The sequence below is a fragment of the Pseudomonas tremae genome (genome assembly GCF_023278125.1).
Taxonomy (GTDB): domain Bacteria; phylum Pseudomonadota; class Gammaproteobacteria; order Pseudomonadales; family Pseudomonadaceae; genus Aquipseudomonas; species Aquipseudomonas tremae.
In genome coordinates, this window is record NZ_CP066270.1 from 756,840 (window position 1) to 782,688 (window position 25,849).

23 protein-coding genes are annotated in these 25,849 nt (G+C 52.1%); 11 read left to right on the plus strand and 12 right to left on the minus strand.

Annotated features, from left to right (window positions below; genetic code table 11):
• Window positions 1-91 precede the first annotated feature (91 nt).
• Window positions 92-730 (minus strand): hypothetical protein, encoded by a 639-nt coding sequence (locus I9H09_RS03455; protein ID WP_236502632.1) that lies wholly within the window; start codon window positions 728-730, stop codon window positions 92-94.
• A gap of 552 nt (window positions 731-1,282) precedes the next feature.
• Here I9H09_RS03455 and I9H09_RS03460 point away from each other — a divergent pair.
• Window positions 1,283-1,942 carry a hypothetical protein gene (locus I9H09_RS03460; protein ID WP_236502633.1) on the plus strand — a complete coding sequence of 220 codons (660 nt, stop codon included), beginning with the start codon at window positions 1,283-1,285 and terminating at the stop codon, window positions 1,940-1,942.
• The gene (locus I9H09_RS03465; RefSeq protein WP_248972596.1) at window positions 1,939-3,045 is read left to right on the plus strand and encodes a helix-turn-helix domain-containing protein; all 1,107 of its coding nucleotides are present in this window, start codon (window positions 1,939-1,941) and stop codon (window positions 3,043-3,045) included. The genes I9H09_RS03460 and I9H09_RS03465 overlap by 4 nt, the downstream gene beginning before the upstream one ends.
• A 365-nt stretch (window positions 3,046-3,410) precedes the next feature.
• On the opposite strand, the gene I9H09_RS03470 is transcribed toward I9H09_RS03465, so the two are convergent.
• Entirely contained in the window at window positions 3,411-4,022 is a 612-nt protein-coding gene (locus I9H09_RS03470) for a hypothetical protein (protein WP_236502318.1), read from the minus strand.
• A 1,187-nt stretch (window positions 4,023-5,209) separates the two neighbouring features.
• Here I9H09_RS03470 and I9H09_RS03475 point away from each other — a divergent pair.
• From I9H09_RS03475 to I9H09_RS03495, 5 genes are all read left to right on the plus strand, one after another.
• The gene (locus tag I9H09_RS03475; protein ID WP_236502317.1) at window positions 5,210-6,637 is read left to right on the plus strand and encodes a protein kinase domain-containing protein; all 1,428 of its coding nucleotides are present in this window, start codon (window positions 5,210-5,212) and stop codon (window positions 6,635-6,637) included.
• A complete protein-coding gene (locus I9H09_RS03480) occupies window positions 6,630-7,787 on the plus strand; it encodes a UvrD-helicase domain-containing protein (RefSeq protein WP_236502316.1) in 1,158 nt (385 codons plus the stop codon). The genes I9H09_RS03475 and I9H09_RS03480 overlap by 8 nt, the downstream gene beginning before the upstream one ends.
• A 2-nt stretch (window positions 7,788-7,789) precedes the next feature.
• Window positions 7,790-9,184, plus strand: coding sequence for a hypothetical protein (locus I9H09_RS03485; protein ID WP_236502315.1), 1,395 nt, complete (start codon window positions 7,790-7,792; stop codon window positions 9,182-9,184).
• 415 nt (window positions 9,185-9,599) lie between these two features.
• On the plus strand, window positions 9,600-10,289 hold the full coding sequence (locus tag I9H09_RS03490; RefSeq protein ID WP_236502314.1) for a DUF6602 domain-containing protein: 690 nt from the start codon (window positions 9,600-9,602) through the stop codon (window positions 10,287-10,289).
• A 705-nt stretch (window positions 10,290-10,994) separates the two neighbouring features.
• On the plus strand, window positions 10,995-12,344 hold the full coding sequence (locus tag I9H09_RS03495) for an SIR2 family protein (RefSeq protein ID WP_236502313.1): 1,350 nt from the start codon (window positions 10,995-10,997) through the stop codon (window positions 12,342-12,344).
• 716 nt (window positions 12,345-13,060) lie between these two features.
• Here the strand turns inward: I9H09_RS03495 and I9H09_RS03500 are convergent.
• On the minus strand, window positions 13,061-13,627 hold the full coding sequence (locus tag I9H09_RS03500) for a hypothetical protein (RefSeq protein WP_236502312.1): 567 nt from the start codon (window positions 13,625-13,627) through the stop codon (window positions 13,061-13,063).
• A gap of 197 nt (window positions 13,628-13,824) precedes the next feature.
• On the opposite strand from I9H09_RS03500, the gene I9H09_RS03505 reads away from it, so the two are divergent.
• Window positions 13,825-14,115 (plus strand): helix-turn-helix domain-containing protein, encoded by a 291-nt coding sequence (locus I9H09_RS03505; protein ID WP_236502311.1) that lies wholly within the window; start codon window positions 13,825-13,827, stop codon window positions 14,113-14,115.
• Window positions 14,116-14,535: 420 nt separating this feature from the next.
• On the opposite strand, the gene I9H09_RS03510 is transcribed toward I9H09_RS03505, so the two are convergent.
• From I9H09_RS03510 to I9H09_RS03545, 8 genes are all read right to left on the minus strand, one after another.
• A complete protein-coding gene (locus I9H09_RS03510; RefSeq protein ID WP_122347451.1) occupies window positions 14,536-14,835 on the minus strand; it encodes a hypothetical protein in 300 nt (99 codons plus the stop codon).
• A gap of 96 nt (window positions 14,836-14,931) precedes the next feature.
• Entirely contained in the window at window positions 14,932-16,035 is a 1,104-nt protein-coding gene (locus I9H09_RS03515) for an endo-1,4-beta-xylanase (RefSeq protein ID WP_122347452.1), read from the minus strand.
• Window positions 16,035-16,778 carry an inositol monophosphatase family protein gene (locus I9H09_RS03520; protein WP_005887117.1) on the minus strand — a complete coding sequence of 248 codons (744 nt, stop codon included), beginning with the start codon at window positions 16,776-16,778 and terminating at the stop codon, window positions 16,035-16,037. Before I9H09_RS03520 ends, I9H09_RS03515 begins: the two co-directional genes overlap by 1 nt.
• The gene (locus I9H09_RS03525; RefSeq protein ID WP_122347453.1) at window positions 16,775-17,536 is read right to left on the minus strand and encodes a glycerophosphoryl diester phosphodiesterase; all 762 of its coding nucleotides are present in this window, start codon (window positions 17,534-17,536) and stop codon (window positions 16,775-16,777) included. Before I9H09_RS03525 ends, I9H09_RS03520 begins: the two co-directional genes overlap by 4 nt.
• A gap of 6 nt (window positions 17,537-17,542) precedes the next feature.
• Complete coding sequence (locus I9H09_RS03530) at window positions 17,543-18,649, minus strand: ABC transporter ATP-binding protein (RefSeq protein ID WP_005887123.1); 1,107 nt, start codon at window positions 18,647-18,649, stop codon at window positions 17,543-17,545.
• Window positions 18,646-19,539 (minus strand): ABC transporter permease subunit, encoded by an 894-nt coding sequence (locus I9H09_RS03535; RefSeq protein ID WP_054997918.1) that lies wholly within the window; start codon window positions 19,537-19,539, stop codon window positions 18,646-18,648. Before I9H09_RS03535 ends, I9H09_RS03530 begins: the two co-directional genes overlap by 4 nt.
• Window positions 19,536-20,429 carry a carbohydrate ABC transporter permease gene (locus tag I9H09_RS03540; protein WP_054989609.1) on the minus strand — a complete coding sequence of 298 codons (894 nt, stop codon included), beginning with the start codon at window positions 20,427-20,429 and terminating at the stop codon, window positions 19,536-19,538. Before I9H09_RS03540 ends, I9H09_RS03535 begins: the two co-directional genes overlap by 4 nt.
• Window positions 20,426-21,742 (minus strand): extracellular solute-binding protein, encoded by a 1,317-nt coding sequence (locus tag I9H09_RS03545; RefSeq protein ID WP_236502310.1) that lies wholly within the window; start codon window positions 21,740-21,742, stop codon window positions 20,426-20,428. Before I9H09_RS03545 ends, I9H09_RS03540 begins: the two co-directional genes overlap by 4 nt.
• 166 nt (window positions 21,743-21,908) lie before the next feature.
• On the opposite strand from I9H09_RS03545, the gene I9H09_RS03550 reads away from it, so the two are divergent.
• A complete protein-coding gene (locus tag I9H09_RS03550) occupies window positions 21,909-23,033 on the plus strand; it encodes an ROK family transcriptional regulator (RefSeq protein WP_005887129.1) in 1,125 nt (374 codons plus the stop codon).
• Between the two features lie 241 nt (window positions 23,034-23,274).
• On the opposite strand, the gene I9H09_RS03555 is transcribed toward I9H09_RS03550, so the two are convergent.
• Window positions 23,275-23,817: a P-loop NTPase family protein gene (locus tag I9H09_RS03555; protein WP_122346573.1), complete on the minus strand. Its 543-nt coding sequence runs from the start codon at window positions 23,815-23,817 to the stop codon at window positions 23,275-23,277.
• 311 nt (window positions 23,818-24,128) lie between these two features.
• Between I9H09_RS03555 and I9H09_RS03560 the strand changes: the two genes are divergently transcribed.
• Window positions 24,129-24,755 (plus strand): FMN-dependent NADH-azoreductase, encoded by a 627-nt coding sequence (locus I9H09_RS03560; protein WP_055002460.1) that lies wholly within the window; start codon window positions 24,129-24,131, stop codon window positions 24,753-24,755.
• Between the two features lie 186 nt (window positions 24,756-24,941).
• On the plus strand, window positions 24,942-25,643 hold the full coding sequence (locus I9H09_RS03565; protein ID WP_122346572.1) for a glutathione S-transferase family protein: 702 nt from the start codon (window positions 24,942-24,944) through the stop codon (window positions 25,641-25,643).
• Window positions 25,644-25,849 lie beyond the last annotated feature (206 nt).

Here is a 25,849-nt window from a genome sequence, read left to right on the forward strand (position 1 = left end):
TTGCATCAGTTTCAATCAGCACCAACACTTGCGGCACTGAGATTTTTGTATGGCTTGATGAGCGTTATTTAAATAACAATGGTCGCTGTGGTTATAGTTCGATCTCGGTTGTTATTATATGAAAATCTTTTTCTCTATTGTCATAAGCCTTTTTTTTCGTATCAAAAAATAAGCCTTTAGTGCCGATTTTGCAGTTCAGAAAATCGGTCGCTAATAATTCGCCTAGGTTTTGCATTGAAAAGTTATTTCTGCTACCACCCGATGCTAAAATACTGTCAGCCATGCACGCAGTATACCCAGTTGCCCTAAAATCGATAATTATGCCACCAGGAGTATGCAGTTCCATTTTCGCAGCTTGCTTGGATAACTCAGTAAGTTTGTGAGTCCAGTTTTTCTTGGATTGAAAGGGTAGTCCCTTGGACATTAGCAGTCTGCCCTGATGGTCTAGAACTTCAATTTGAAATATACCATCAGAGCCGTATAGCTTTTCGGGGGCTCCTTTTCCTCGGCCGCGAAGTTTTGTATGGCTCACCTTCACGGATGCGTTACCGCCCTTGTAGCTGAAAAACTGCTCTCTCGGCATCGCCAGTGCCTGGCCCAGGGCACCGGTAAGGCAGTCTTCATCGGCTTCGTTCATATCGAATGTGGAGACTGCATCAGATACGCCCTTCTTGTATCTGTCCTGCAATTCCTCAAAAATGCTCTTAGGTAGATCAGTCAAGGTAAACAAAAGGGTTCTCTATGTCTGTTTATGGATGTTTATGGCTGTGATTATCGTGTGCCTGATAGCATTATGCCTGACCCGCAGCCCTAAAGGTTTTTACTAAAAAGCAGTAGCAGGCTTGATGCGAAAGGACTTTTTTCCTGAAGTTATCAGTGCTTCCCCCTTCAAAATCGAACAGAACAGCACTTTCAAGTACAGGTCTGTAGCAATGCTTACGGCTTCGCGCAGATGCCATCTGCGGTCAGCCGCATCCACGGACCAGTTAGATTTCCTAGGCGAATACCTGCGCCATCAAAGCTGTATGGATGATACTCACAAGCCGTTACCGCTCTGGTCTCCACCTGACTAAGCCCTTTGTGCGTCTGCGAGGCGGGTCTGACGCTTGGCACCGATAATGACAGGGCATCGTAGCGACGATCCTCAGCATAGCTACTCGCGCACCAGACCTCATGGCCTAGCGATGCTGACCAAAATGTTTTGGTCAGCTATCGTCTCATTTCCTTTTTTTCAACATCAAATGATGTAGAATATCTGGAGATCCCTAGAGGCATACCCTCAATGCATAGCGAAGATTTTGCTTACAGTGACGTCCCTCCTGAGCGCGCCATCGAAGATCTCTTTGGGATAACGGAGTCGGATTTACGCGATACGATGTTTGATTGCTTCAGATCATTCGTAAGCGCTGGTCCTCTTCACCCGAAAGGTTCGGGAGGTACGCTTGCCTGGATTCATGGGATTCGAGCGCTGCGAGCAAAACTTCTTGCTAAGGGCTGGACCTCTGACGATCCGCGCAACCAGCCAAGGGTCGTCTCTCCGGATGGTAAGCATGCAATCACTGTCATCTGCGGTGATGCCAACACGGGCAATCCAAATCAAAAACCCCTGACCCGCAATAAGCGTGGGAGTCAAACGACTAGCAGCGTTTACTACAATGCGGGGCAGCAAGACCTGTTTCCTGTATCACTGGAAGAGCTTCAACGTTTCACTCCAGGACGTAATCAAGAGCAGACGCTTTGGATTTTGCTTTTCCATGTAGATGTTCCCAATCGTGTCGTTCATTACGAGCTTTCTCGTCCGATCAATATGGCCGAAAATGAAAAGGTTGACGACTGGGCCCCTCGGTTCATCATGCCACCGCTGAAACTCGGCGAGCCTGACGAATCCCAAGGACCGGCATCCAGCCCAGACATAGATATTCCTGTCACTCCGAGATCATGAACGAATTAAGCGATTTCAATCCCAACCGTCTCATCCTTGCTAGACAGCGCCGGAGTTTGACCAAGAAATTGCTCGCTGAACGTGCAAGTCTTAGCAGTAAGCTGATTACCCTTTATGAAACCGGTGCTCAAGAGCCGACAACCGAAAGTTTAGGAATGCTTGCCCAGGTCTTGAGGTTCCCTATGAGTTTCTTTTTAGGGCATGACATTGAGGCACCCACTGGTGACAACGCTAGCTTTCGATCCTTTTCGAGGATGACGGCTGGTCAGCGTGACGCTGCGTTGGCGGCAGGGGGTATTGCGTATTTGCTCGCAGATTGGATTGACCTCAAGTTTAATCTGCCAGATGCGGACATTCCGGATTGCTTTGGTATGGATCCTGAGTCTGCTGCCATGGTCGTAAGGACCGAGTGGATTCTTGGCCAAACCCCCATCAAAAACCTAGTTCATCTTTTGGAGTCGAAAGGGGTGCGGGTATTTTCGTTGGCCGAAGAAACTAATCAGGTGAATGCTTTTTCTTGCTGGCGCCGGGGAACCACGCCTTTCGTTTTTCTCAATACTCAAAAGTCTAGTGAAGCCAGCAGGTTCGATGCTGCTCATGAACTTGGGCATTTGGTGCTTCACCGCCATGGGGAAAACAAGGGGAAAGAGATAGAGGCGGAGGCAAATGCTTTTGCGTCTGCCTTATTGATGCCCAGAGATAGTATCCTTGCATATGCATCTGGTTGCAGGACGACGGCTGACATATTGAAGGCCAAAAAACATTGGAACGTGTCCGCGATGGCTCTGACCTATCGTCTGCATAAGGTCGGAATAATTACTGAGTGGGTGTATAGAGATCTTTGTATTGAGTTCTCTGCAATGGGAGCCCGGACTACCGAAATCGACTCATCCCGGAGAGAAACATCTCAAGTGCTGCAAAAGGTTTTAGGGTTTGCACGCGATCAAGGGAAGTCGCTTCAAGGGATTGCTGCTGAGTTGAATGTTACTCATGAAGACCTCGCGCCAATTCTCTTTGGTCTTGCGCCAGTTATTGTGGCAGGGAATCAGGATGGAATTAGGACTACCAGAAAATCTGTTGGTCTCAGGTTAGTTCCAAACTAGGTTCATGATGGTGAGGGGCTCGTTCTAGTGTCCAGATTATGTCGATTTGAACCGGCACATACTGAGAATGCTACGTAAACGTCCGGCCAAGCCACCTTCCGAACTCCAGCATTAAGGGCGATGGTGTCCGCGTATTTTCAAGCGGATACCATCGCCCTTAATGCGTAAGCGCCTGGCGAACGCATCTTTCTAACCCGAAGCTGTAACATATTGGTGTACCGCAAATTTGAGATACTGCGGACACTTCCTCGGTCCATCAAGCGCATTTTTCATGAGTCTTCAGGGCCATATCTAAGAGCCCCCCATTCAGCAGTGCTCTAATCCTGGCGCCTGCGTTATGAAAAAACGCATTGGCTACAAGCCGTTCAGCGGCGCAGCTCCTGGAGATATCCCCGGAGTTTGATGCCTGTATCACATACCTCATTAAAGCCGTGGAGTAGTTCGCCTTGCTGCTTCGGGTTGATCAGTTTGAGCGCAAGTAATGCGTAGAGGAACCCGCTAAACTGGCGTCGGATGTCGTTCTGTGACCATTCAGTAGTCAGGTTGTGAAGAATGTTACCTAAGATGGTTTCGGCCTCAGGCCCTTTCGACTCACCCATAGTGGCAACCACTGACTGAATTAACTCGGAGCGCTTCGCTTCGTATAGTGCGCCGATCTCCAGGGCCATCTGCTGTTGAGTTGCCTCGTCGGACGGTCTCGGGGTGCCTCGCTCGTAGATCGGAACCAAGGTGCCGTCAGGTAGGTGTGCGATAAGCCCCCAAATTTCGATTTTGTCCCACCATTCAGACGGTAGCTCTATAGAGCTACTGCGAGGTATGTAAAGCTTTCCTTCCACAGCCTGGCGGCGACCAATGTTCCGGCCATTGATATGGCCACTATGGGGAGCAGGGCAGATCTTCCCATCGTGAAGTATAAGGTCATGCAGGAGGGGGTGGTCGATTCGATAAAATTTATCAGAGTCCATTTTTGCTGGCATGTCGATTCCTTTACTGATTTTAGGCTAACCCTGATGGCGACGTGCCGGCAGTTCGAGTGAGGGGTAGTGATCAAGCGGTGACGAATATCGCACCTGTGCATTTTATATTCGTCAATGCGATAGTCCAGCTTTACGTCTTATCAAGGCTATGTCGCTGTCGTGCAGCAGCAGCAGCAACGTCAACGTCTAGCCAAACGGGCACATCCTTCAGGGTCTGAGATTAGCCATCTCACCGTGATCGGTTGCTCGCCCAATGGCAGCTCGATGATCGCTGACGCTTGAGGCTTTGGTTTGGGGGCAGCGACCGCGATATTCACAACAAACGCTGGCAGCGCGACCGTCTGCTGATCGCAGAACAGTGGTATCCACCGTCGAACGACGTTTTGGTTGATACAGTGACGATAGCTGCCACGGAGAAGCCAGGTTGCTCGAACTCTTGGGCGACTTGGGTTTTGAAGGATTTCGGGTAGGACTTACGTTGGCGCATGGCGATCCTGGGTTAAGGGTAATTGCGTCCGCTTAAAGATAAGCGGACACAATCGCCCTTATCGAGTAGGTCCGGAAGGTGTGTTCACCGGCCCCTCACAATGCTGCTGCCTGCGGACCTTTTTTCGAGACTTTTTGCGATGAATCGCATCGACTCCATCTAGCTCGCCACCGAACCTAAGAACATGCGCACAGGCAACCGCCTGTTCCGCCTAGGCTTCAGATACCGCGAGGTCGAGCTGTTGCTGATGAATTTCAGGCGCCCATGTGAATTCATCAATGACCTTTTCGCTCATTCACAACCGATGGCAGCCGACAAGGTGAGCGTGCTAGACGAGATCAATGATCGATGCGGCGTGCGGCGCTACGGGTTGCCACTGTGCCCAGCAAGCCTAGCTTGTCTATCTGAAGGAATTGGTGAGCCAGAGCCATACGAAAAGGCCTAGCGAATTGTGGACTGTCAGCTGATACCGAGCCATCCAGCTTTGTGAGAGTACCGTGGTGGTCTGGGAGTGGTGATTGATAGGGTATTATGACGTTTTTCAGCTCATGCTGATTGGCGATTTCTGACGTAGGAATGGATGAAGAATTAGCGAGATTCAAAGGCGTAGCGTTCATCCGGCGATGATGGCAATCTGGACTGCGGAAATGCCGATTGCCCAAACGGCAAGCCTGCCCACCGGCACCTAAAGGAGTTAGGTATGCCAGATTTGTCTCAAGAGAAAATAGCGGATTTACAGAAGAAGTTAGAAACGTATCTAAAACGTCATGGAACACCTGAAGAACCGGAGTTTCTTGCCGCAGGCGGCTCGGCAGCAGTCTTCAAGGCTGTCGCCAAAGGAGGAATGCGAGCGTTTAAGGTGTTCGATCCGAGGTTCATTAGCTCCGAGGAAGGTTCGAAAGAGAGGGAGCGTCTTGAGTTGCAGGGGAGACTCATAAATCACGAATGCGAGAATTTAGTCCAAACGTACGACATTCAGTACCATGAAGACACTGCAATCGTGGAAATGGAGTTTGTCTGTTGGCCACAGCTTAAGAATGTTTTGAGAGATGTTCCAGATGATTGCGTCGAGTCTCTAATTATTCAGCTAATCAGTGCTGTGCGTTTTCTAGAAAATTATGGAGTTGTCCATAGAGATATTAAACCGGAGAATATACATGTATCCGGTGACTTTACTAAGTTAAAGCTACTAGATTTAGGTGTAGTGAGGGAGTTTGACCCTGGGCCTGATGCCGCTGAAACTGATCAAGGTAATCTACGGCCTTTCCTCTCGACAGCCCAGTATAGTTCTCCCGAGTATTTGTTCAGACTTGATGAACCATCGATTGCATTATGGCAAGGGTTAAACTTGTATCAGGTTGGAGCAGTTTTACACGACCTCATCATGAAAGAACCCGTTTTCAGAGCCGAAATGGAGACAGGAAATAGATGGCTGGTAGCTAAAGCCGTTCTTCTTCAACCGCCCAGCTTCAAGGATGGAGATTCGAGACGATTGGCATACCTCAAGGGGCTGGCGGCTAAGTGTCTTATGAAAGACTTAGCAGTTCGTCTCTCTCTTGTTAAATGGGATGACTTTGCCGCCTCAGAAGCCGCATTAGGATTGGCTTCGCTAAAGCAGCGGGTAAAACTGAGGCCTGCTTCACAGCCCGAACATGAAAAGCAGATTAAATTTCAGCGTGAGGCACATCAGACTGCATTGAATGAAAAAATAAGGTTGTTACTAATTTCAGCCTGCGGTACTGACTTGCCACTAGAGTGCGCAGTCTCTCACCTTAATAGCCATTGGGTGGCGACATTTCAATTTGACTGCTCCCGAACAATTAGAGTAGCTGTGCATATGATGCTGCAATGGCAGGATGGGCTATATTCAACGACGGCGAACGTGCTTTTAGCAGGTCGAATTATAAGCACGGGAATGGATTCTAATCTCGGCTCATGTCGTTTCAGAGTTGTTGGTACGACCACTATTGAGGCGGGTGGAGGGACAAATGCAACGTCTATTGTTGAAGATATTTCGGTCGTCGTGGCCGAGGGCTTGACTTTGTTTGATAGCGTTAATGCGGCTGGCGCTAATGTTGAGGAACTAAAGAATAAAGATTTAGGTTTAGGGGAGGCGACGGATGAATAATAATTGGTGGCGCAGTAAAAAAGAAATGGACCAAGCGCAGAAAGATTTTATTGGTCTCCCAGTGGAAGGACGATATCTACTGTCTGGCCCACCAGGTTCTGGAAAAACTAATCTTTTACTACTACGTGCCGAAGTCATGGTGGGTAGTGGTGAGAAGGATATTTTGTTTATTACTTATACCCGGTCCCTAGCGGATTTTATCCGGAGCGGAGCTGTTAACAAAGGATTCGTTAAGCCGGAACAAATTAGAACATTCCATTCTTGGGCGGCTGAGTACGTAAAGCTAAATCTCCGACAAAACTTGAGTTGGGCAGAGGGTGATTTTGATGATGACTCTCGGGCCGCTGCTCTTGCACAGTTGGTTGCCGCCAACGCTTCTAGGCAGTCAGAAAAGATGTACAGCGCTATTTTTGTGGATGAGGCACAAGATCTTTCCGTCGGCGAGCTAAAAGCTTTGCTAGAGTTATCTGACAAAATTTGTGTCTGTGGAGATGATAGGCAAGGGATTTATCACCAAGATGGTATGGATATAGCCGAAAAAATCGGATTGGAAACGCACGCGCTGACAAAGCATTTTCGAATAGGTCAAGAAATCGCAAAGGTTGCAGACCGGCTTATGTCTCCCCCAAAAGGCGGCGTGTCACTAGAGTCCACTTGTAATTATGATCCGACGATCCAAGGCGCTTCGAGTGCCGTGCTGCATACTTGCGCAACAAGGCAGGAGCAGCTTGAAGAAATGCACAGAATTATTGCTGTCCAGCTAGATGCGTTCCCAGGGGAGGCTTTGGGTATATTTTGTCCGATGCAAGAGGACAGACTGGAAGTCAGAAAGTATTTATTAGAAACTGACCTTGCTGAAAAAATTTGTACACATGGGGTGGACCAAGGTGCTACTTTTTCCAGTGATGCAGTAATTCATATAATGACTCTCCATGCTTCGAAGGGGACGGAGTTTAGAGGTGTTCATATATTCGGTGCAGAAGGGCTGCGCAAGTTTCCATTGCGGCGGACGACCTTGAGCTACACAGGAGTCACACGAGCTAAAACAGCGCTGAACGTTTATAAAACCGGTGACACAACGGTTAAAGTGGAAAGCGCGTTCGCTAGGCCAACCCTATTTGGGCTCGATAACATATTTCCGGATGACTAAGCATGACAGATCTTAGATACTTATTTTCGTCTAGAGATGATCTCCCGGATGCATTGTTTTCGATGATGGGGGCGAAATTTAAGACACAAAGCTCATATGAGCTGTTTTCGGAGGGCAGGCAAGGTGCGGTCCTCGGCTTTTCAAGTAAAAGCCTGGAGATTGGCTATGCATCTCCTGCGCTGGTCATTCTTCCAACGGGTAAAACGGCTGAACTTTTTTCTTGGCTTAACACATATGCCACTGAGACCTATCCCCTAAGCCAATTTGGCAGAGTGGTGAGTATTGATGACTTACGTTCTGTAGAGAGCCTTAAAAATACTGGTAACGTGTTTTGGAAGCGGCCCGATCGGTGGCCGTCAGTTATTTTGGGTGAAATCCTTGCGCAGAGCGACTCTGACCCAGCTGTATCTTCCCTTCCCTTATCGAGAGCTAATGCTACCTTCAGTTTTGCAGTCGCCAAATCGGCAATTGCCCACCGCAGCGATTCGGTTTCAGAGGAGTGTTTACGTCGACTTCGAATACTATCCGAAGATAAACGGTTCTTGGAAAGATCCGTAACGTTGACGGACATTATTCCAATTTGGAGAAGAGTCGGATTTAGATGGAATGACGCGGAAGGCCTCCCGCAATTGCTAAAATTAGTACAAGAGTCTCGGCCTGGAGATCTTTTCGAGCCTTCCCACGTCGCTGCACGTGATAGAGTATTTGATGAGTTATTAAGCGATTCTGTTGAACATAGGGTGCTAGCTTTTAGAGATTTCGTGAGTGTTCAAGCATCTGTGGAATGCTACCAAACAGATTCCTTTACCGTTGCTTTTGAAATAGCACTGGCTGCATTCTTGGTAGGAAGAGGAACATCTCACTTCTTTTTACTTAAAGACTTAGCTCGTAAACATCCATCTGTCTATGTCTGGTTTGGGCTATTTGCAGGTCTCGCAGGACCGGTATATTGGGACGTTGCATGGGCGAGGGCAGCGAAAGGAATTGAAAAAACACTTAATACGCATTTCTCTTGGGCTGAACCTCCTATATGTGATATTTCATGGCTGGAATATTCGTGGATAGTGTCCACGGATAATGAGAAGCTAATTACTGAAATTCCTAAGCAGTTGCCGAAGGTATTAACGATTGAGATTTTTCCAGGCACGACTTGCCAGCTAAGACTGAAAGTGGCAAGCCCAGTACAGAAAAATTTGGTCGCGCCGCCTGAGCCACTTTCTGAAAGCGTTTCATTTCCGCAGTCAGATTTAGTTTACGCTTTCGTGAAGGAATTTATTAGGGTCTCGGACAAAGCCAAACTAGATCTGGGCACGGTCCTAAAGGAAGATAAAACCATTGCTACATCTGAGTTGCGGCCTCCAGCTAAAATGACTAAACGTAGCTCAAAAAAACAATGAGATAGTGAAGCAAGTGAGGCGGCGGATCTTCAGCCTGAGCGTGTAGGACTCCCGCCTTTGCTTAGCATTTCTGGGTGTCCACTGGCCTCCGCCCACAGCCGCCACTTTGTAAGCGCTCCCTAAACCCCACTTAGCTAAAGATGAGCAGCGATTTACGCGTTTAACATGTTAGATCGCACGAAAATGCCCTCAATACACGTAATGTCTGACTATTTTCGGCAAATAGAAATGAGTGTCGGGTGGGATTCTGCTTGCCGCGACCATGCGGCAAGTTTATCGGAGGACGTCGATTTAAATTTCATATTTAGGCAAAATCTCATGTAAGTATGTATTGATATCTGCCACTGGAAGAGGTAGGTTATGGTCGAAATTTGTGGTGGATTAGTCTTGATTCTATATATCGAAGGAGTGATAAATGAATAGATTGTTTAAGCGAAAGCTCGAGAATATCCACTCTAATTTGATGGAGGCTCATCGTGACTCTCAATACTACTCATCATCTATCGCTGGTGCTGAGCGAGAAGCGGTCAAGAAGAAGCTTTTATCACTTGCGCTACCCCCAGGTTATCGAATTGGCAGTGGAACTATTGTAGATGCTACTGGGAAGGAAACCGGGCAAGTTGATGGTGTCATCGAGCAGCCTTACTCTTTAAGCTTTCCAGTGGCAACCGATAGTAATAGGCTATACTTGGCCGATACCATTGGCGCCGCATTTGAGATTAAATCAAATCTTAATAGCCAGGGTGATGAAGCCCTAGCAAAGATTAGAGAGATTAGAAGAATCCAAAAGCACCATGTGGAAAGTGATGATATAACGCTTTATGACCTGCTTTTTATCCCGTCATTTATTGTTTCGTTTCTAGGGCCTAAGAAAAAGAAGACGATAGTAGATAACTTTATAAACGTGAGGAATAGTTTTTTTCCAAATGGGGTTCTCGTCCTTGAGAGTGAAATATTTGTTGGGCGAAGTTTTGAGGCTCGCTGGTATTCGGGAGAAGGTAAGGCTGAATGCATTCATGCATTTCTATCATGTTTAATCGAGACGTTAAGATATGGTGAACAAAACGAATTGGATTTGTTGAGGTATTCAGCGCTGCTGAAGTGAGTAAGTAAGGAGGCATCTTAAGAGCTGGGTGCGGAGCCTTATACTTCGTATCCGCTCCAAGAACCTCCTATTCCAAGCCGATAGCTGGAGCTTGATGCTGTGCTCCCGATTTCTTTCTGGAGCCAGCTCGCCATGATGCGACCCTACAAAAAAATCGAAAAAGTTTGTCTGTCTCCCATGCCCTTGGACTTCCGAAAATTTACTCAGATGGATTTGCGGCCTTGGTCGAATTGCATATCAAGATAGCGGTATTCGAACTCGTAGTTTTCGTTTTTCTGAATCCCCCTGTAACCGAGTCAAAATCCTTTACTGGGCTGTGTCACCAAACTCTGGCGTCAGCCTGTGATTCTGTATCAAAGACGGGAGTAGGCCTCCCGGAGTCTGCTTGCGGGGGCTGACTTGAAGCCGCCCAGCGCTGCTGCATTCAGAAGACGAGGTGGTGAGCTACTGTCGGAAAAGGCGCCGATTCTCCGAGCTACCCGTACCGACCCACCTTTGACTAGGTGGGTTCATGGAGCGTTTACAGATCTAGGATTCTGTGGTTACCATCCAAGGAACTAAATTTGTCCATCTTGTTCAATCCCCTAGCCAGTCAGGATGGCTAGTGGCTATTCTTGATTCGCTCACTGGGGGGCCGAGATCCTTGACGAGTCTCGTCAGGTGGCCGCCCCTCGCTCAGCAAGCAAAAAACACTAGGGAGTGTGTATGAGCGATTATGAAAAGTATAAAGACGATGTGACCGATGATATTAAAACTTGCATTGAGGCGATGGGGTGCCAGCCTATACTTTTCGTAGGTTCAGGCCTTACCAAAAGATACCTTGATGGACCTAATTGGGAAGAGTTACTGCACTCGCTAAGTGAAATTTGCCCCGAAATCGATAAGAAATTTGCTTACTATTTGCAGCGCTATCCTAACTTGGTCGACATTGGGACTGTATTCTCAGAGAAATTCAATGACTGGGCTTGGAGTGGAGGTGAGGACCAGTTTCCTAGTGATCTATTTGGCTCGGGTAATGAGTCTGATATTTACTTCAAATATACAGTATGCGAAGTTTTTAAGAGATTATTGAATGAAACGGTTACTACGGGCAAGGAAGAAATTGAACTGCTAAAAAAAATTCACCCTCATTCAATTATCACAACCAATTATGACTGTCTGCTTGAGAGTATTTTTCCTAAGTTTACCCCGATTATTGGGCAGCAGATACTCTATGCAAATCATTCAAGCATAGGTGAGATATTCAAGATACATGGATGTGCTTCGGATGCTAGGAGCATAGTCATTACGCGTGAGGACTATGATAACTTTCTGAAAAAGAAGAAGTATCTAAGCGCCAAAATGCTCGCCTTTTTTGCGGAACATCCGCTTATTTTCATTGGTTACAGTGCCGAAGATCCAAATATCAGGGCTATTCTTTCGGACATTGATGAAATTCTTTCTGAAAGTGGTGCGTTGATTCCCAATATATACCATTTAGAGTGGTCGAGCAAAGAAGTTAGTGACTATCCTAGACGTGAGCGCCTTATATCGGTATCCGAAAATAAGAGTATCCGCATAAAAAGTATCGTTGCGCATGACTATAGTTGGGTATACAAGGCTTTTGGTGCGAATCAAGCCTTAGAGAATGTAAACCCAAAGTTGCTGCGTGCCTTATTGGCAAGGACCTATGAGCTAGTGCGTTCTGATATTCCTAAAAATCCCATACAAGTTGATTATACTGTACTTGCAAATGTCTCCGAGTCAGATGGAGCATTAGCCAAGCTCTATGGGATAGCTAACACTTCTGACGGGCTAGCTTTCAATGTGAACTTTCCGCATACACCGTCCACGTTAGGAGTAAGTTTAGGTTTCAAAGGGTGGCATGATGCGAATAAATTACTTGAGATATTGAAAAATACAACGGGTGTTGATATAAAATCCTTCGATAACAAATATCACTGTGCTGTAATGAATGGCAGTGAGGTTCAAGCACACCGATATTCTAATCTGCTGCGGCAGTTGCTTGAGAAGATAAAAAACGGAGATGAGTATACATTAGATTTGCCCACATAGTCGCTTGTGCCTATGCTCAGCTTGGAGTGCTTGCTAGCCTGGGCGTAGGTTAGGAAGGCCGCTATCGAGCTGATAGCTGCCAGTGGACGGTCGCTGGAGGGCTAGAGTGGCAAAGCATCGGAGCAGCACCGATTTTATTTTTGTAACGCAAAAATTTTACGTAACGTAGGTCATGTTACGCAAAAATATAGCGTTACAGAAATCAGCAGGCAGGGTCTGTGCATCCAAATAGATACATTAGCAATGTGCAGTTTTCACACATTGCTATTAGTCCGCATCGAATTCTCGGATGTACAGCTTATGCGGCTCGCAGCGCACCCTTTGCCAGCCGTCAATGTACAAAAGCTTGCCGCTTCCTCCACATATCTCGCACGTGTGCAGCGCATGTCGTTCTGCATACTTTACCCATTCATTAGCATGAGGGTTGCGACCGGCTACCAAGATCCGTAGGGTCCCCAATTTTTCTACGACGCTCAGCAGATGCGTCGGCGCTTGGCCGAGATGTCCATTCGCCTCGGATACAAGTGAGCAGAGTGTTGCCACTATCGCGAACCATCCCTCGCCGCATCGAAACGTAAATTGGGGGGCGATATCGTCTTGGAAGGCCCTAGGGAAACGAAGTTTAAGATCTGATTCGAGATCGGCCAGCTTGACCATCTTTTTAGCACCTTTTTTTAGTTCATGGGCTTACAGGGTTGCTAGAGTTGGATGCTTAATCATTCCTCGGGATCGAAGGTTTTTGCACCATTTCGGGCGAGAGTCTCTATGGTCTCCTGAACGAAAGCTTCCATGCGGTTCATATATTCTGTGTTTTCCCTAGGGCCGCGCAGCTCGCGCTTGCGATCTATTCGGTTGAGCGGTGCAGGTTTGAGCTTAGATTTTTCGGCATGCTTTTTCGCTAAGCCGAACTTCTCTACGGGTGGTAATGACATGTGGAAAGTCGGTGATCCGGGAGGTAGCGTATCAAGCCGTTGATGGGCCTGATAAAAATTGGCAAAGTACGTCCAGCCAAGAGGCGTAAAAGAGAGAATTCCGTAGTCGCTCCCACTGCGGGTGGTGACCCACAAACTATCTCCCCGAGCATGAATCTGGACAATATCGGAGGTCTCAATCCGATGGCTGTCAGCAAATGTTCCAAATCCATCAGCGCAGACATGCCTCCAGACTTCCCCCTTCAACATAGCGGGGGGCTGAACATGAGCGTTCGTGACGAAGCCCGTGAACACGACTCCAGCGGCATCGGCTTTCAACTTTATTATTGCTGCTTCAATTCTGTCATTCATCTCATTCCACTCTCCGCATTAGGGGATACGGATGGACACGCAGGCCAACAACTGACGATTCGGAATCCCGGGCGCAGCCAAAACATTCGCAATCGTTAACGAAAAATCGATTAAGATATATCTTAAAATCATCTATCGTTGATTCCAAAAATAACCTATCCCTGTGTCCAATGCCAGCTTTGCTTGGGCAATGACTGATGGATTTCAATGAAGCGGTCGGTTTGGCCGTCCAGACCCTGCGTCGTAATAAAGGACTCACACAAAAAGATTTTTTAGGGACGGTATCCACCCAATATCTGAGTGATTTGGAATGCGGAAAGCGAACACCTTCCCTTGCAGTTTTAGCGCGTATTTGCGAGCGGTTGGACGTGCATGAAGCTTTGCCGTTGATCTTGGCAAAGCACTTTATGCGGCCAGCCGATTCCGTCCCTCAGGCAATTCGTGATATTGAGAGGCAGCTTTGCATGGCAGGATTTCTCAGGTCGTGACCCGATGGCGAAGCACTAGGCCAAACAAAGCGTGCGGCAGATATCTGTCCTTGGCGATCACTAGCGAGTAGAAAAAACGTAAAGCATGATCTTTACGCAGGCTTGTTAGATAAGCGTGTCCGGTATTTTTCGACCGTTGATATGGAGCCGTTCTTTACGTTTTTCAAGTTGTGGACCTTGACAGGTTGGCTGTAGACCTCGTAATATAAGGGCTATAGAGAAATTGGCTTGGTTTTTCGTCGACCCTTATGGGAACTACCGTTCTAGGATATAGCTGACACCGATGACATAAAGGCGATTGATTGTCTGGCAGGAAAAGCCTGAATAATCACCTTTAGTCATTAAAAAACCCTCTTCGCCGTAAAGCCAAGAGGGTTTTTTTTGACCTGTGCAAGCTACCAAGGGGGAGGCCCAGAACGATTATTGATGGGTGTCGACTTTCTCGGCCGGGTAAAATTCGCCCTCTCGGCCCATTTCTGCCAAACGCTCGCGCACGATAACTTCGGCGCTGGCCACGGCGGCTTTGTCGTCAGGGTTTACCAGTTGCAGGCACAGGCGCCGCGTATTCTGATCGTGGGTACCTTCGCTGAGCATGTCGTGGGTGAAGACCTGTTCACCACGCCACAGGCATAACTGGGTATGCGTCCCTCCGAGCCATATTTCGTTGATTGAATCGAGGTCGCTGGTGGCCAGTTGGTCCACGGTGATCGTCTTGTCCATTACGCTGTACCTTTCAGTGAGTCGATAAGGGTCTGACGTGCAGGCGCAGCGGGTCGTTCCCGGCATCGGCTGTTTGATCGCGCCAACGGTGGCCGATCAATCAGAAACAGGCAGCGCTCGCTCCAGACAATGCTCAACCACCCAACTCGCGGGCTTCACCTCGCCCTGCGGCCCGAATACCAGTGCTCGCTGTGCCAATGGCCCATTGTGCAGCGTAGCTCCGGCAACATGCGGGCTGTCCCATACGCCCCAGGCAATGACGGTAGATACAGACCGCGTGGCAAGGACCAGGTCGAGATACCGTTTGTAGGTTCCTGCAACCGAGTTATCACGGTCTGCGACAGAGCCGGTGAGTCGGCTGTCATCCACGTCCAGTTCGGTGACGTGGACCGATAAGCCCATATCCCGAACTGCCAGGATGAAGCGCGACAGGCCCGGACCAAATGTGTCTCCAGCACGCAGGTGTGACTGGATGCCAAGACCATGCACCGGCACGCCGCGCTGCTTGAGCCCACGCAGCATGGCGAGTACCGCTGCGCGTCTGCCTTCACCGTAGGGCGTGTCCTTTTCCAGTCCATAGTCGTTGTAGCAAAGCAGGGCGTCCGGATCGGCTTTGTGCGCTGCTTGAAAAGCGATATCCAGATAGCGGGGGCCGAGTTGCTGATACCAGAATGAGTTGCGCAGCCCGCCTGGCTGGCCGTCTTCTGGCTGGATGGCTTCATTGACAACGTCCCACGCGCTGATCAGGCCGCGGTAATGACTGGCGACAGTCGTGATGTGCGCAGTCAGCACGTCTTCCGCATTGGTTGATGTGACTGTCCTATGAACCCAGTCGGGCAGAGATCGATGCCAACAGAATGCATGCCCGCGCATGCGCTGATCATGCGCTTTCGCAAAAGCTGCAATGGTGTCGGCAGGCGTGAAGTCATAGCGCTCCGGCTCTGGATGGATCGAGTTCCATTTCAAGGCATTCTCGGGCACCAGGATATTGGCTTGGCGGGCGACCAGATCAAGGTAGACCGCATCGTCTTTCAGCTTTGCCGGATCAACAGCGAAACCTGTCCATATGCCTTTTTTGGCTGCGAGCTCACGCAAGGGGGTCAGGGTTTCAGCAGCAGACAGCAGCCTGCTGCCCACGAACGGCGCGCAGGCCAGCAGGCGCAGAAATACTGTCAGAAAACTACGTCGGGTAGGGCGCATTACGCACCAAAAATTCCCATCAACTCTTCATGCCCGACCATTACGGTCATCGAGCCTTGCTTCTGTTCGCCCTCTATCTCACACAGCAACCCGGCCTCACGACAAATTACCGCACCCGCGGCGATGTCCCACAGGCTAGTGAATTTCTCCATGTACCCATCCGTCTGCCCCAATGCGGCAAAGGCCAGGCCGATGGTAGCGCAGCGATAGCCTGCGAGCCCCCAGCCTTGTTGGCGCAAGGTCAGTTGTAGTCGGCCCAGTTCTTCAGCGTCCCAGCGGGTGTTTTCGCCTATGCCGGCAATGCGCAGGTGCTCTGGTGGTTGTGGTCGCACGAAAGGGACGCCGTTGCGCAGCAGGCCATCGCCAGTGCGGGCTGCCAGTGTGTAACCCAGCGCCGGGTAGGCGACAACGCCGATTTCCGGCACGCCGGCCGACATGTACGCGACTGCGATGCCCCACAGCGGTGTGCCGCGCAGGTAGTTGCCGGTGCCGTCGATGGGGTCGATGACCCAGCCGTCGGTGATGAATTCACCGCCCATTTCTTCGCCGAGGATTGCGTCGTCCGGGAAATGCTTGCTCAGTTCTGCGCGAAGCAACTGTTCCACTTCAAAGTCGGCACGGGAGACAAGGTCTTGCGGGCTTTTGGTGGTGACGTCTAGCGTATGGCGGTCGTTGAAGTAAGCCATGGCCAGGCCAGTGGCCTTTTCTACGGCTTGCATGGCGACGCTGAGTCGGTTGTTCATTGCAGACGGTCTCCGTTTGGCAGGCTCAGCAGGTCCGGGTAGTCGCTGAGTATTGACTGCGCGCCGCGTTCAAGCAGGTAGCGCGCGCGTTCCGGGCTGTTGATGGTCGCAACGGCGAACTCGATGCCGCTGCTTTTCAGGCGCTCAAGGTGATGGTCATCGAGCATGTCGTCAAGTACATGAAGTATTCGACAGTCATATTCGGCGAGCAGGGCGACTGGATCGGCCGGCGCCACTACCGAAGCTATGGCCAGCGGCACTTCGGCCCATAAACGGCGAGCAGCCGTGAGCGAGCGTACTGAAAAACTGGAAACAAATAGTGCTTCGTTGTCGGCTGGCCACAGTCTTTTGAGAATGGGCATGACAACCTCCGCTGTCTCGACGTCATCACCGATGGTCGGTTTGAGTTCAACCTGCAGGCCAAGCTTCAGGCGTAAGGCGCAGTTCACGACCTCTTCAAAAGTGGGGACCTGCAAGCCAGCGAATTCAGGTGCGAACCAGCTGCCTGCATCGAGTTGGCGGATGGCATTCAGGTCATGCAGCACCACAGCGCCGCGACCGTTGGTGGTTCTGTCCAGCAGGTCGTCATGAATGACAACGGGCTGACCGTCGCGCGTCAGTTTGACATCGATCTCGACCCAGCGAGCGCCGCGTTGCGCAGCTGTCTCAAGGGCCAACAAAGTGTTTTCCGGCGCGTAGGCCTTGGCACCGCGGTGAGCGATCAGTGGCGAGCGGACGAGGGGAGCGTGTTTGGGCATGGACGATCACTTGGCGGGTTGGGAAAAGGAGACGAGCTGGCGCTTGCCACTCTCGACATCGAACAGCAAGGGTGTGGCATTGAGCCCCAGTCGGACTTGGGTGCCAGGCATCAGCTGCTGGCGCCCGGCAAGGCTGACAACGCAGCGTGTCCCGGCCAGTTGGCAATAGAGCAGGCTGTGGCTGCCGAGGTTTTCAGAGGACTCGACCGTCGCAGTCACACCTTCCTGGTTCAGCGTGAGTGTTTCAGGCCGCAGCCCGAGCAACCATTTGCCCACGTGGTTGGTGGCAAAGCCGAGTTTGACGGGCAGGCGTTGCCCGTCTGCGAGCATCAGCACGTTGTCTTCCTGACAGGTCACGGGCAGCAGATTCATGGGCGGCGTACCGATGAAACCGGCGACAAAGGTGCTGGCCGGCTGATCGTAAATATCGGCGGGGGTGCCCACCTGCTCGACGTGCCCCCGGTTGAGAATCATCACGCGATCTGCGAGCGTCATGGCTTCGGTCTGGTCGTGAGTGACGTAAAGGATCGTGGCACCGGTCTGTTGATGCACGTTACGGATCAACAGACGTGTTTCGTGACGCAAGGCGCTGTCCAGATTGCACAGTGGTTCGTCGAACAGAAGCACCGGCGGCTTGCGAATCAACGCCCGTCCTATGGCTACACGCTGGCGCTGACCCCCTGAAAGCTCTCCGGGCTTGCGCTGCAGCAGGTCCAGCAACCCCAGCGAAGCGGCGCAGGCTTGAATGCGCTCATCCCGGTCCTTGCGTGAAACGCCTTCAAGCTTCAGCGCGTAGCCTATGTTCTGGGCCACGCTCATGTGCGGGTAAAGCGCGTAGTTCTGAAAAACCATCGCGCAGCGGCGTTCTTTGGGCGCAAGCCGGGTGACATCGCGGCCACCCATCATGACCTGCCCTTGGCTAACCTCTTCCAGACCGGCAATCAGGCGCAGCAGTGTGGACTTGCCGCAGCCGGACGGGCCAAGAATGACGCTCAGTTCACCCGCCTTGAAGGTCAGGTCCAGACCGTGAAGAACAGGCTCCGCACCGTATGTCTTATGCAGGCCGCTGAGAACGATAGCCGGAGCGCATGCAATGGGGGTGAGGGCGGTCATTTACCGACTCCAATCAAGCCTTTGACGAACCATCGCTGCATGAGCGCGATGACGAGGACTGGTGGCAGCATGCTGACTACAGCGGCGGCCATCAGCAGGTTCCATTCGGGGATTTGCGTATTGTCGGTTGGCAGGAAGCTGGCGACACCCAGTACCAGTGTGCGCATGTCCTCACGATTGGTCGCGACCAGCGGCCACAGGTAGTCTTTCCAGGCACCGATAAACACCAGCGTGCCCAGCGCTGCGAAGTTGGTCTTGGACAGTGGCAGCAGAATGTCGACGAAAAAACGCCACGGTCCTGCGCCATCCATTCGCGCGGCTTCGACCAGTTCGGCGGGCAGCGTCTGGTAGAACTGTCGAAACAGAAAGGTACCGGTAGCCGATGCAATCAGCGGCAGCGCCAGGCCGGGGTAGCTGTCCAGCAGATTGATGGTCGGCACCGGGAGCCACTGGATGCCCAGCCATTGCAATACGCTGCGCACTGGGCCGAGCAAATCACTGGCGACCGAGTAAGTCGGAATGATGCGCACCTCCAGCGGCAGCAACAACGCGCCCAGTACGGCGAAGAAAATCACCGAGGTGTAGCGGCTGCGAAAGTACACCACCGCAAAGGCGGTCAGCGCCGAGAGCGTCAGCTTGCCGATTACCACGAGTGTGGCGACCAGCAGGCTGTTGCCGAGCAAACGCAGCAAGTCCAGCCGCTGTGTCACTTGCGCAAGATTTGTCAGCAATTGGTCGCCAGGTATCACTGCCAGCCCTTGGCTGAACAATTGCGAATTGCTGACCGTCGCCGAGCAGAACGCCAGGTACAGAGGCCCCAGCGCGAATATCAGCCCCAGAATCAGCAGCAGGTAGGCGCCTGCGTCGAGCAGTCGGTTGCGCTCGTTCATGTTTTCACCCCGCGTCGCTTGAGGCGCGTCATGAGCTTGAACTGGGCAACGCTCAGCCCTACGACCGTCAACAGCATGAGCACCGAAAGCGTGGATGAACCTGCCAGGTCCAGCCCCATGAAACCGTCGGTGTAAATCTTGTAAGCCAGCACGTTGGTGGCATCGCCAGGCCCGCCGTGGGTAAGGGTGTCGACCAGGCCGAAGCTGTTGGACAGGCTTTCCAGCAGGTCGATGACGAACACGAACAGCAGGTAGGGCGCTATCAGTGGCAACTGAATATCGAGCATGCGCCGGAACGGGCCTGCACCGTCCAGTGCCGCAGCGGCAAGGTAATCGTCGGGTACTGATTTCAGGCTTGCGACCAGCATCACGAAATTGAACGGCACCAGGCACCACGCATAGGCCACGATCAACAACAGCATGCTTTGCATCGGGCTGGCGTAGGGCGCCCAAGTGCCGGGAGCAATTGCGTTGAGCCAGGCAAAAATGCCCATAACCGGGTTGGCCAGCACGTGAAAGACAATGCCGATGGTGGCGCCCGACACTGCGTAGGGCCAGATCAGCAGGTTACGAAACACAGCGTTGCCGCGCAGTTTCAGCTCAAGGCACAGCGCAAGCACCAACGCGATGAGGATCGAAAGCACCACACTCGACAGGCTGAACACCAGCGTCGAGCCCAACGATGCGAGCACGCCGGGGTCTTTCAGTACACGCCAATAATTGCTCAGGCCGACAAATACCTCGTTGCCTCCGAAGGGCGGTACAAGGTGAAACGACCACCAGACCGCCTGCACCGCAGGCCAGTAGAAAAACAGCCCGAGCGCCAGCAGTTGCGGCAGGGCAAACAGCAGCGCTGTACGTGGCTGAGGAAAGTGTGCGGTCGGCTTCATGGCGTCGCCTCGTCAGTCGGGTGGCTGGCCTGGCTCTGGTGCATCTGTTGAAACAGACTGAGCAACTCGTTGGCGCGCAGGGTTGACTGGTGCAGCGCGTGATCAACGCTTTGTCGGCCTGCGAGTGCGTTTTCCATCTCCTGCGACCAGATCAGGCGCATCAGCGTGATGAAGCCGCAGCGCAGCGGGGTAGATGGCTGGCCGTCAATGTCATTGAGTGCAGCCAGGCCGACCGTCACCGCCGACGGTTGCTGTGCAGTGGATTGCAGCGTCGCCGCTGCAGCCTGAGTGACTGGCAAGTAGCCGGTCCGGGCGCTGAACATCAATTGGTTTTCCGGTTGCAGTAAGAACGTCAGGAATTGCGCTACCAACTGGTCATCCTGAACAGAATGCCCACGCATCACCCACAACGAGGAACCTCCGGGAACGTTGGCGCGCCGCTGGCTATTCGCATAGACCGGTAGCGCTGTGACGTCGATATCGGATTTGAGCGTGCTGCTTACAACATTCCAGGCGCCCGTGGAATCAATCAGCATGGCGCAATCGTCAGTGGCGAACGCCAGCGCCTGCTGGCCACTACGGGTTGAGTCCTCGTATCTAACCAGCCCTTCGGCAGTCCATTGAGCAAGGTCATTCATCAGGCGCAAATGCGTGCCTTTATCGAACTGGTAACGATCCGTTCCGTCGACACGTATCGCGACATCAGTACCCTGCGCTGCGCTGGTTTGCTCCAGCCAGATCCACGACGCGAACTCGGTGGCGACAGGGCAGGCATGACCATTTTTCTTCAGGGCACGCAGGGCCGTGGCAAATGCTTCCCAAGTGGCGGGCGGCTGTTGAATGCCTGCTGCGGCCAACGCGTGGCGATGGGTGTACAGCACGGCGGTCGACACAGCGAAAGGCTGTGCTGCCAGAGCGCCGCTATCGTCTGCGTAGTAGCGGCGCAGCGCAGGCAGAAACGTGTCGGTCGAATAGGCTCTCTGATGTTCGGCCATCATGGTTTCGACAGGCTGCGTGGCGCCACCCAGCAGCATGTCCGGCGTGGCTACGTCATAAATCTCCACCAGAGCGGGACCAATGCCCGCTCGATAAGCCGCTACGGTTTTTTGTAACGTCTGCTCGTAGGTTCCCTGGCGGATACAGTGCAGGCTATCGCCTTCTTCATGCTGTGCATTGAAACGTTTGCACAGGTCAGCGATGGCGCTACCGGCCGCACCACCGTGGCTGTACCAGAACTCGGCTGGCGCAGCACAGGTCTGGGCGGCGAGGGGCAGCAGAGCCAGCACGGACAGAATTTTATGGATGAAAGGCATGAGGACACTCACAGGATCTGAGTGTTATTTAATACAGGTAGTGTGTAGTATTTGTGACCTGCGTGGTTTTTATTAAATTTTCATGATTGAGGCGTGTAATCGGCGACGAGCGATACACTGCCCCACACGCCGACAGTTTTAACCCTCTTCTGACACGTTGACCCTCATGCCCCTCGACCTTCAAACGCAGCCGCACCCGCTATTGAGCCTCAACGAGCGCAAGTTGCTGGACATCCTTCGGCGGCGTGGCGCCATCACCCGCGCTATCGTATCGACCGAAATGGATCTGGCTCAGCAGTCGGTTCATCGTCTGATCGAAGAACTGATCAGCCGAGGTCTGCTGCGCAGTGGCGAACGTGTGAAGAACGGTCGCGGTCAGCCCAGCCCGCGTATCGAACTGGTCAATGAAGCGGTGTACGCAATCGGCGTGTCGATCAACACTGACTCGGCGGTGGTCTGCGTTGCCGATCTTGGCTGCAACGTCTTGGAGCAAGTCACCCTGCGTACGCCACCGTTGAGTCGCAACAGCACGCTGGATTCGCTGGAAAAAACCATCGAGCGCATGCTGCAACGCAATGGTATCGACGCTGAGCGTGTCATCGGAATTGGCTTTGCCATCGCCGGTTTCTTCCTCCAGAACCGCCAGGTCAATGCCCCCGAACCGCTGCGCGACTGGTCATTGATAGACTTGCAGCCAGTCCTCGAAGAGCGCTTCGGCATGCCGGTCTGGCTGGAAAACAACGCCACTACAGCGGCCATCGGCGAAAGCCTCGTGGGGGCAGGGGCCTGGGCGTCCAACTTCATCTACCTGTCGTTCAACTTCGGCTTCGGCGCAGGCGTGGTCATCAACGGCAAACCGTATTTTGGCAGTCACGGCAACGCAGGGGAGATCACCCTGTACAACGATGAAGAGTCGGTAAACCGCCCGGCGTTGCGCTACCTGCTGGAAGAGTTGCACCAGAACGGCGTGCAGGTCGACTCAATCGAAGACCTGCGCTTGCGCTTCGATCCCTACTGGCCAGGCGTGGACAACTGGCTAAAACGCATCCAGCCAACCCTCGACCGTCTGGTCAACGCACTGGCAGGGCTGTTTGACCCTCAGGCCGTGGTGTTTGGCGGGCAGTTGCCACCTGAACTGGGCAGGCGCCTGATTGCCGCTACAACGTTCTGGGGCACCCACCGCTACAACTCGCCACCGCCTCGGCCGCAGTTATTGCTGAGTGAGACCAATGGAGATGCAGCGGCTATTGGTGCGGCGCTAGTGCCGTTGAAAGAGCGGTTTTTTGTTTGATCAAGTGGTACGCGCTCGGGTCTGGTAAGCGGCTTGCCGATAGTCGACGACTCCCGGATCTCGATCTCTGCGTGATCAGCGCCGTCGCTTTTACCACCAGCGTCATAGAACACGCGCAGAAATGCCTGGTCCGCAAGCTCATGCCGGCCATGCGACTGGCGCAAAGCGTTACCGCTTATGAGTCAAAACGCATATTACGAAGGTGTGCTGAAAGTCGTGCTTTTCCTTTTCCAGTTTCTAGCTATGGCGATACTTTTGACAAAGCCTGAATAACATCCGCTGCCATCTTTTCAGCACTGCTCAACCCAGCAACTCTAACAATTGGAACTGTTTGCCTGGACAGCCACGCCTCGTGCCACGCCCTGTTGCGTCCTGAAAAAGTCGGGTCGTCATACTTCGATGCCCATTCCCGGAAGGCCAGATGAATCTCATGCATGTCGCCACCTGGCGCGATCCGGTCTCCAAAGCGCTTCTTTTCACGCGCCGCTAATCTTTCAAGGCGAACGGCGGTTGGCGTTGCGACAAACACAATCACGTCGGCGTTGTTAATTAATGCATCTCCCCAACCCATACAGGATCCGGTCAGCACCCAGTTGTCGTCCTCTTGGCTTTGCTGAATCAGGTCCACGCGCTCACTGGGCGCGCGTTTGGTTGTAAAAGGTGGGTCGGTAGGCAGCCAATAGAAGTCATCCACGTCTAGATGAAGAAGGCTGAGCAAGGAGGCGAGGGTATGACCCAGCGTCGTCACGCCGGCACATGAGGCACCTGTGATGTAGGTCCGCAATTTTTTACTCCATAAGTAACTGCCAGCGTTGAGCAGTCTGCTGTTAATACCATCCAAAGTCGTACATTTTTGTGGATTATCGATTACAGCTTTAGCCGATTTTGTAAAAAAATCACTCACTCAGGTCTGAATTTAAGGCGCCTGAAACAGACAGCAAGCATTCGTGAATGCGGTCTGACGAAGTCGCCGCGTCGCTTTCGGTCAGTGGCAGACTTCCAGATATCTCCGCATTACCACCGGGAACATCAGCGACCGCCTGATGGACTAAATTAAGTTACTTCTGCGGCTGTCCCCCAACAGGAATGAAATCGATGCATATTCTTCACATCGCCAGTTCTCCACGCGGGGAGCGCTCAGCCTCCCTGAAATTGGCCTCGCGCTATCTTGAGACGCTAACCTCGCTTCATCCCGGCGCTACCATAGATGTTCTGGATGTCTGGACGACAGAGCTGTTGCCGTTCGACGGTCCTGCCTTGAATGCGAAGTACGCGGACCTCCAAGGCTTGCAAATGAGCCCTGAACAACAGGCGGTGTGGAAGCAGATACATGCATTGAGCGAGCGTTTCCATCTGGCCGACGTCATCCTCTTTAGCGTGCCTATGTGGAATTTCGGTATCCCTTACCGGCTCAAGCATTTGATTGACGTAGTTTCCCAGCGTGGCGTGCTGTTCGAGTTCGACGCCCAAGGCATGCGAGGTCTTCTTAAAGGCAAGAAGGTAGTGGTGTTCGCCACCCGCGGTGTGGCGCTTGGGGAAGACTTCCCTACTGAAGCTTACGATCATCAGGTCGCGTACATCAGAACCTGGGCGCGGATGGTGGGCATTACGACCATTGATGCGATCCTGTCAGAAGCAACGCTTGCGGATCCTGCAACGGCAGATGCCAATTTTGCTGCAGCGCTGACAGAGGCGTCTAAGCTGGCTACAAGCGTTGTATGAAACGTCAGCGTCTAATGTCGATGGGCAGGGCGCTCTGACCGGGGCGAAAGCACGCGCTGCAGCTAATGCGGCGCTCGCGGCTACCTAACAAATGTTAGGTGGCCTATTGACGCAGGCCACTTATCATCCTATGGTTTACCTAACTAACAACCGTTAGGTAGATTTTTCTCACTCCAAGGTATGCCCATGAATTCGAAATTGCAGCTGTTTACGTCCCCTTCGGCTTTCCCCAATCCCCAGCGGCTGCGCTTATTCATTCATGAAAAAGGCATCGCCGACCAGTTTGATGAAATCATCTATGACATGGCCCCGGGAGGCGAGCAGCGCGGCTGGCGTCACCTGAACATGAATCCATGGGGTGAAACACCAACTCTCCAGCTGGCCGATGGTGGCTATATTTCCGAAACCCCGGCAATCGCTCGTTTTCTCGATCAGTCCTACCCTGGTCGCAAGATCATGGGCGATGGGGCCCTTGAGCAGGGACTCGACAATATGTGGGATAACCGCATATGGGTGCATATCCTCTATCGGATTGTTACGGCTTTCCACGTATTGCACACAGGACTCGGATTCAAGCTCGAACTGACCAAGAATGAGGCGTGGGGTGAGCACTGCCGCAAGGAGGCGCTTACACACGCGGCACTGGTTAATCGTCATTTGTCTGATGGTCGCGAATGGCTGCTCGGCGGCACTGAGCCCACGTTTTCCGGTATAACGCTGGCTACCGCCATCGCATTCTCCAAGTTCCCCGTTAACGCTACCCCTCTGGATGAGCGTTTCGAACATCTGGACGCTTACTGGAAACGCTGGCAGAAACGGCCAGGCTTTCAGGCTGCTTATGCTGATCGCAGCAGCGGTATACCAGAACTGGATTCGCCCACTGTGTAATTTCCGCTCGTTAAACACTGAGCAATCGTCGAGACAGCGGCTGGATGGCAGTCTCGGCGTAAATACCTTGGGCGCGCTCGACGTGTGCCAGCCATGCAGACGTCAGGTAGATACTTTTTGCAGCCCGATCTTGCCTACCTGACAAATGTTAGTTTTTTTGCTTTACCATGCCCGGCTTCCTCGAAACTCGCCCGAAGTGCGAAAGG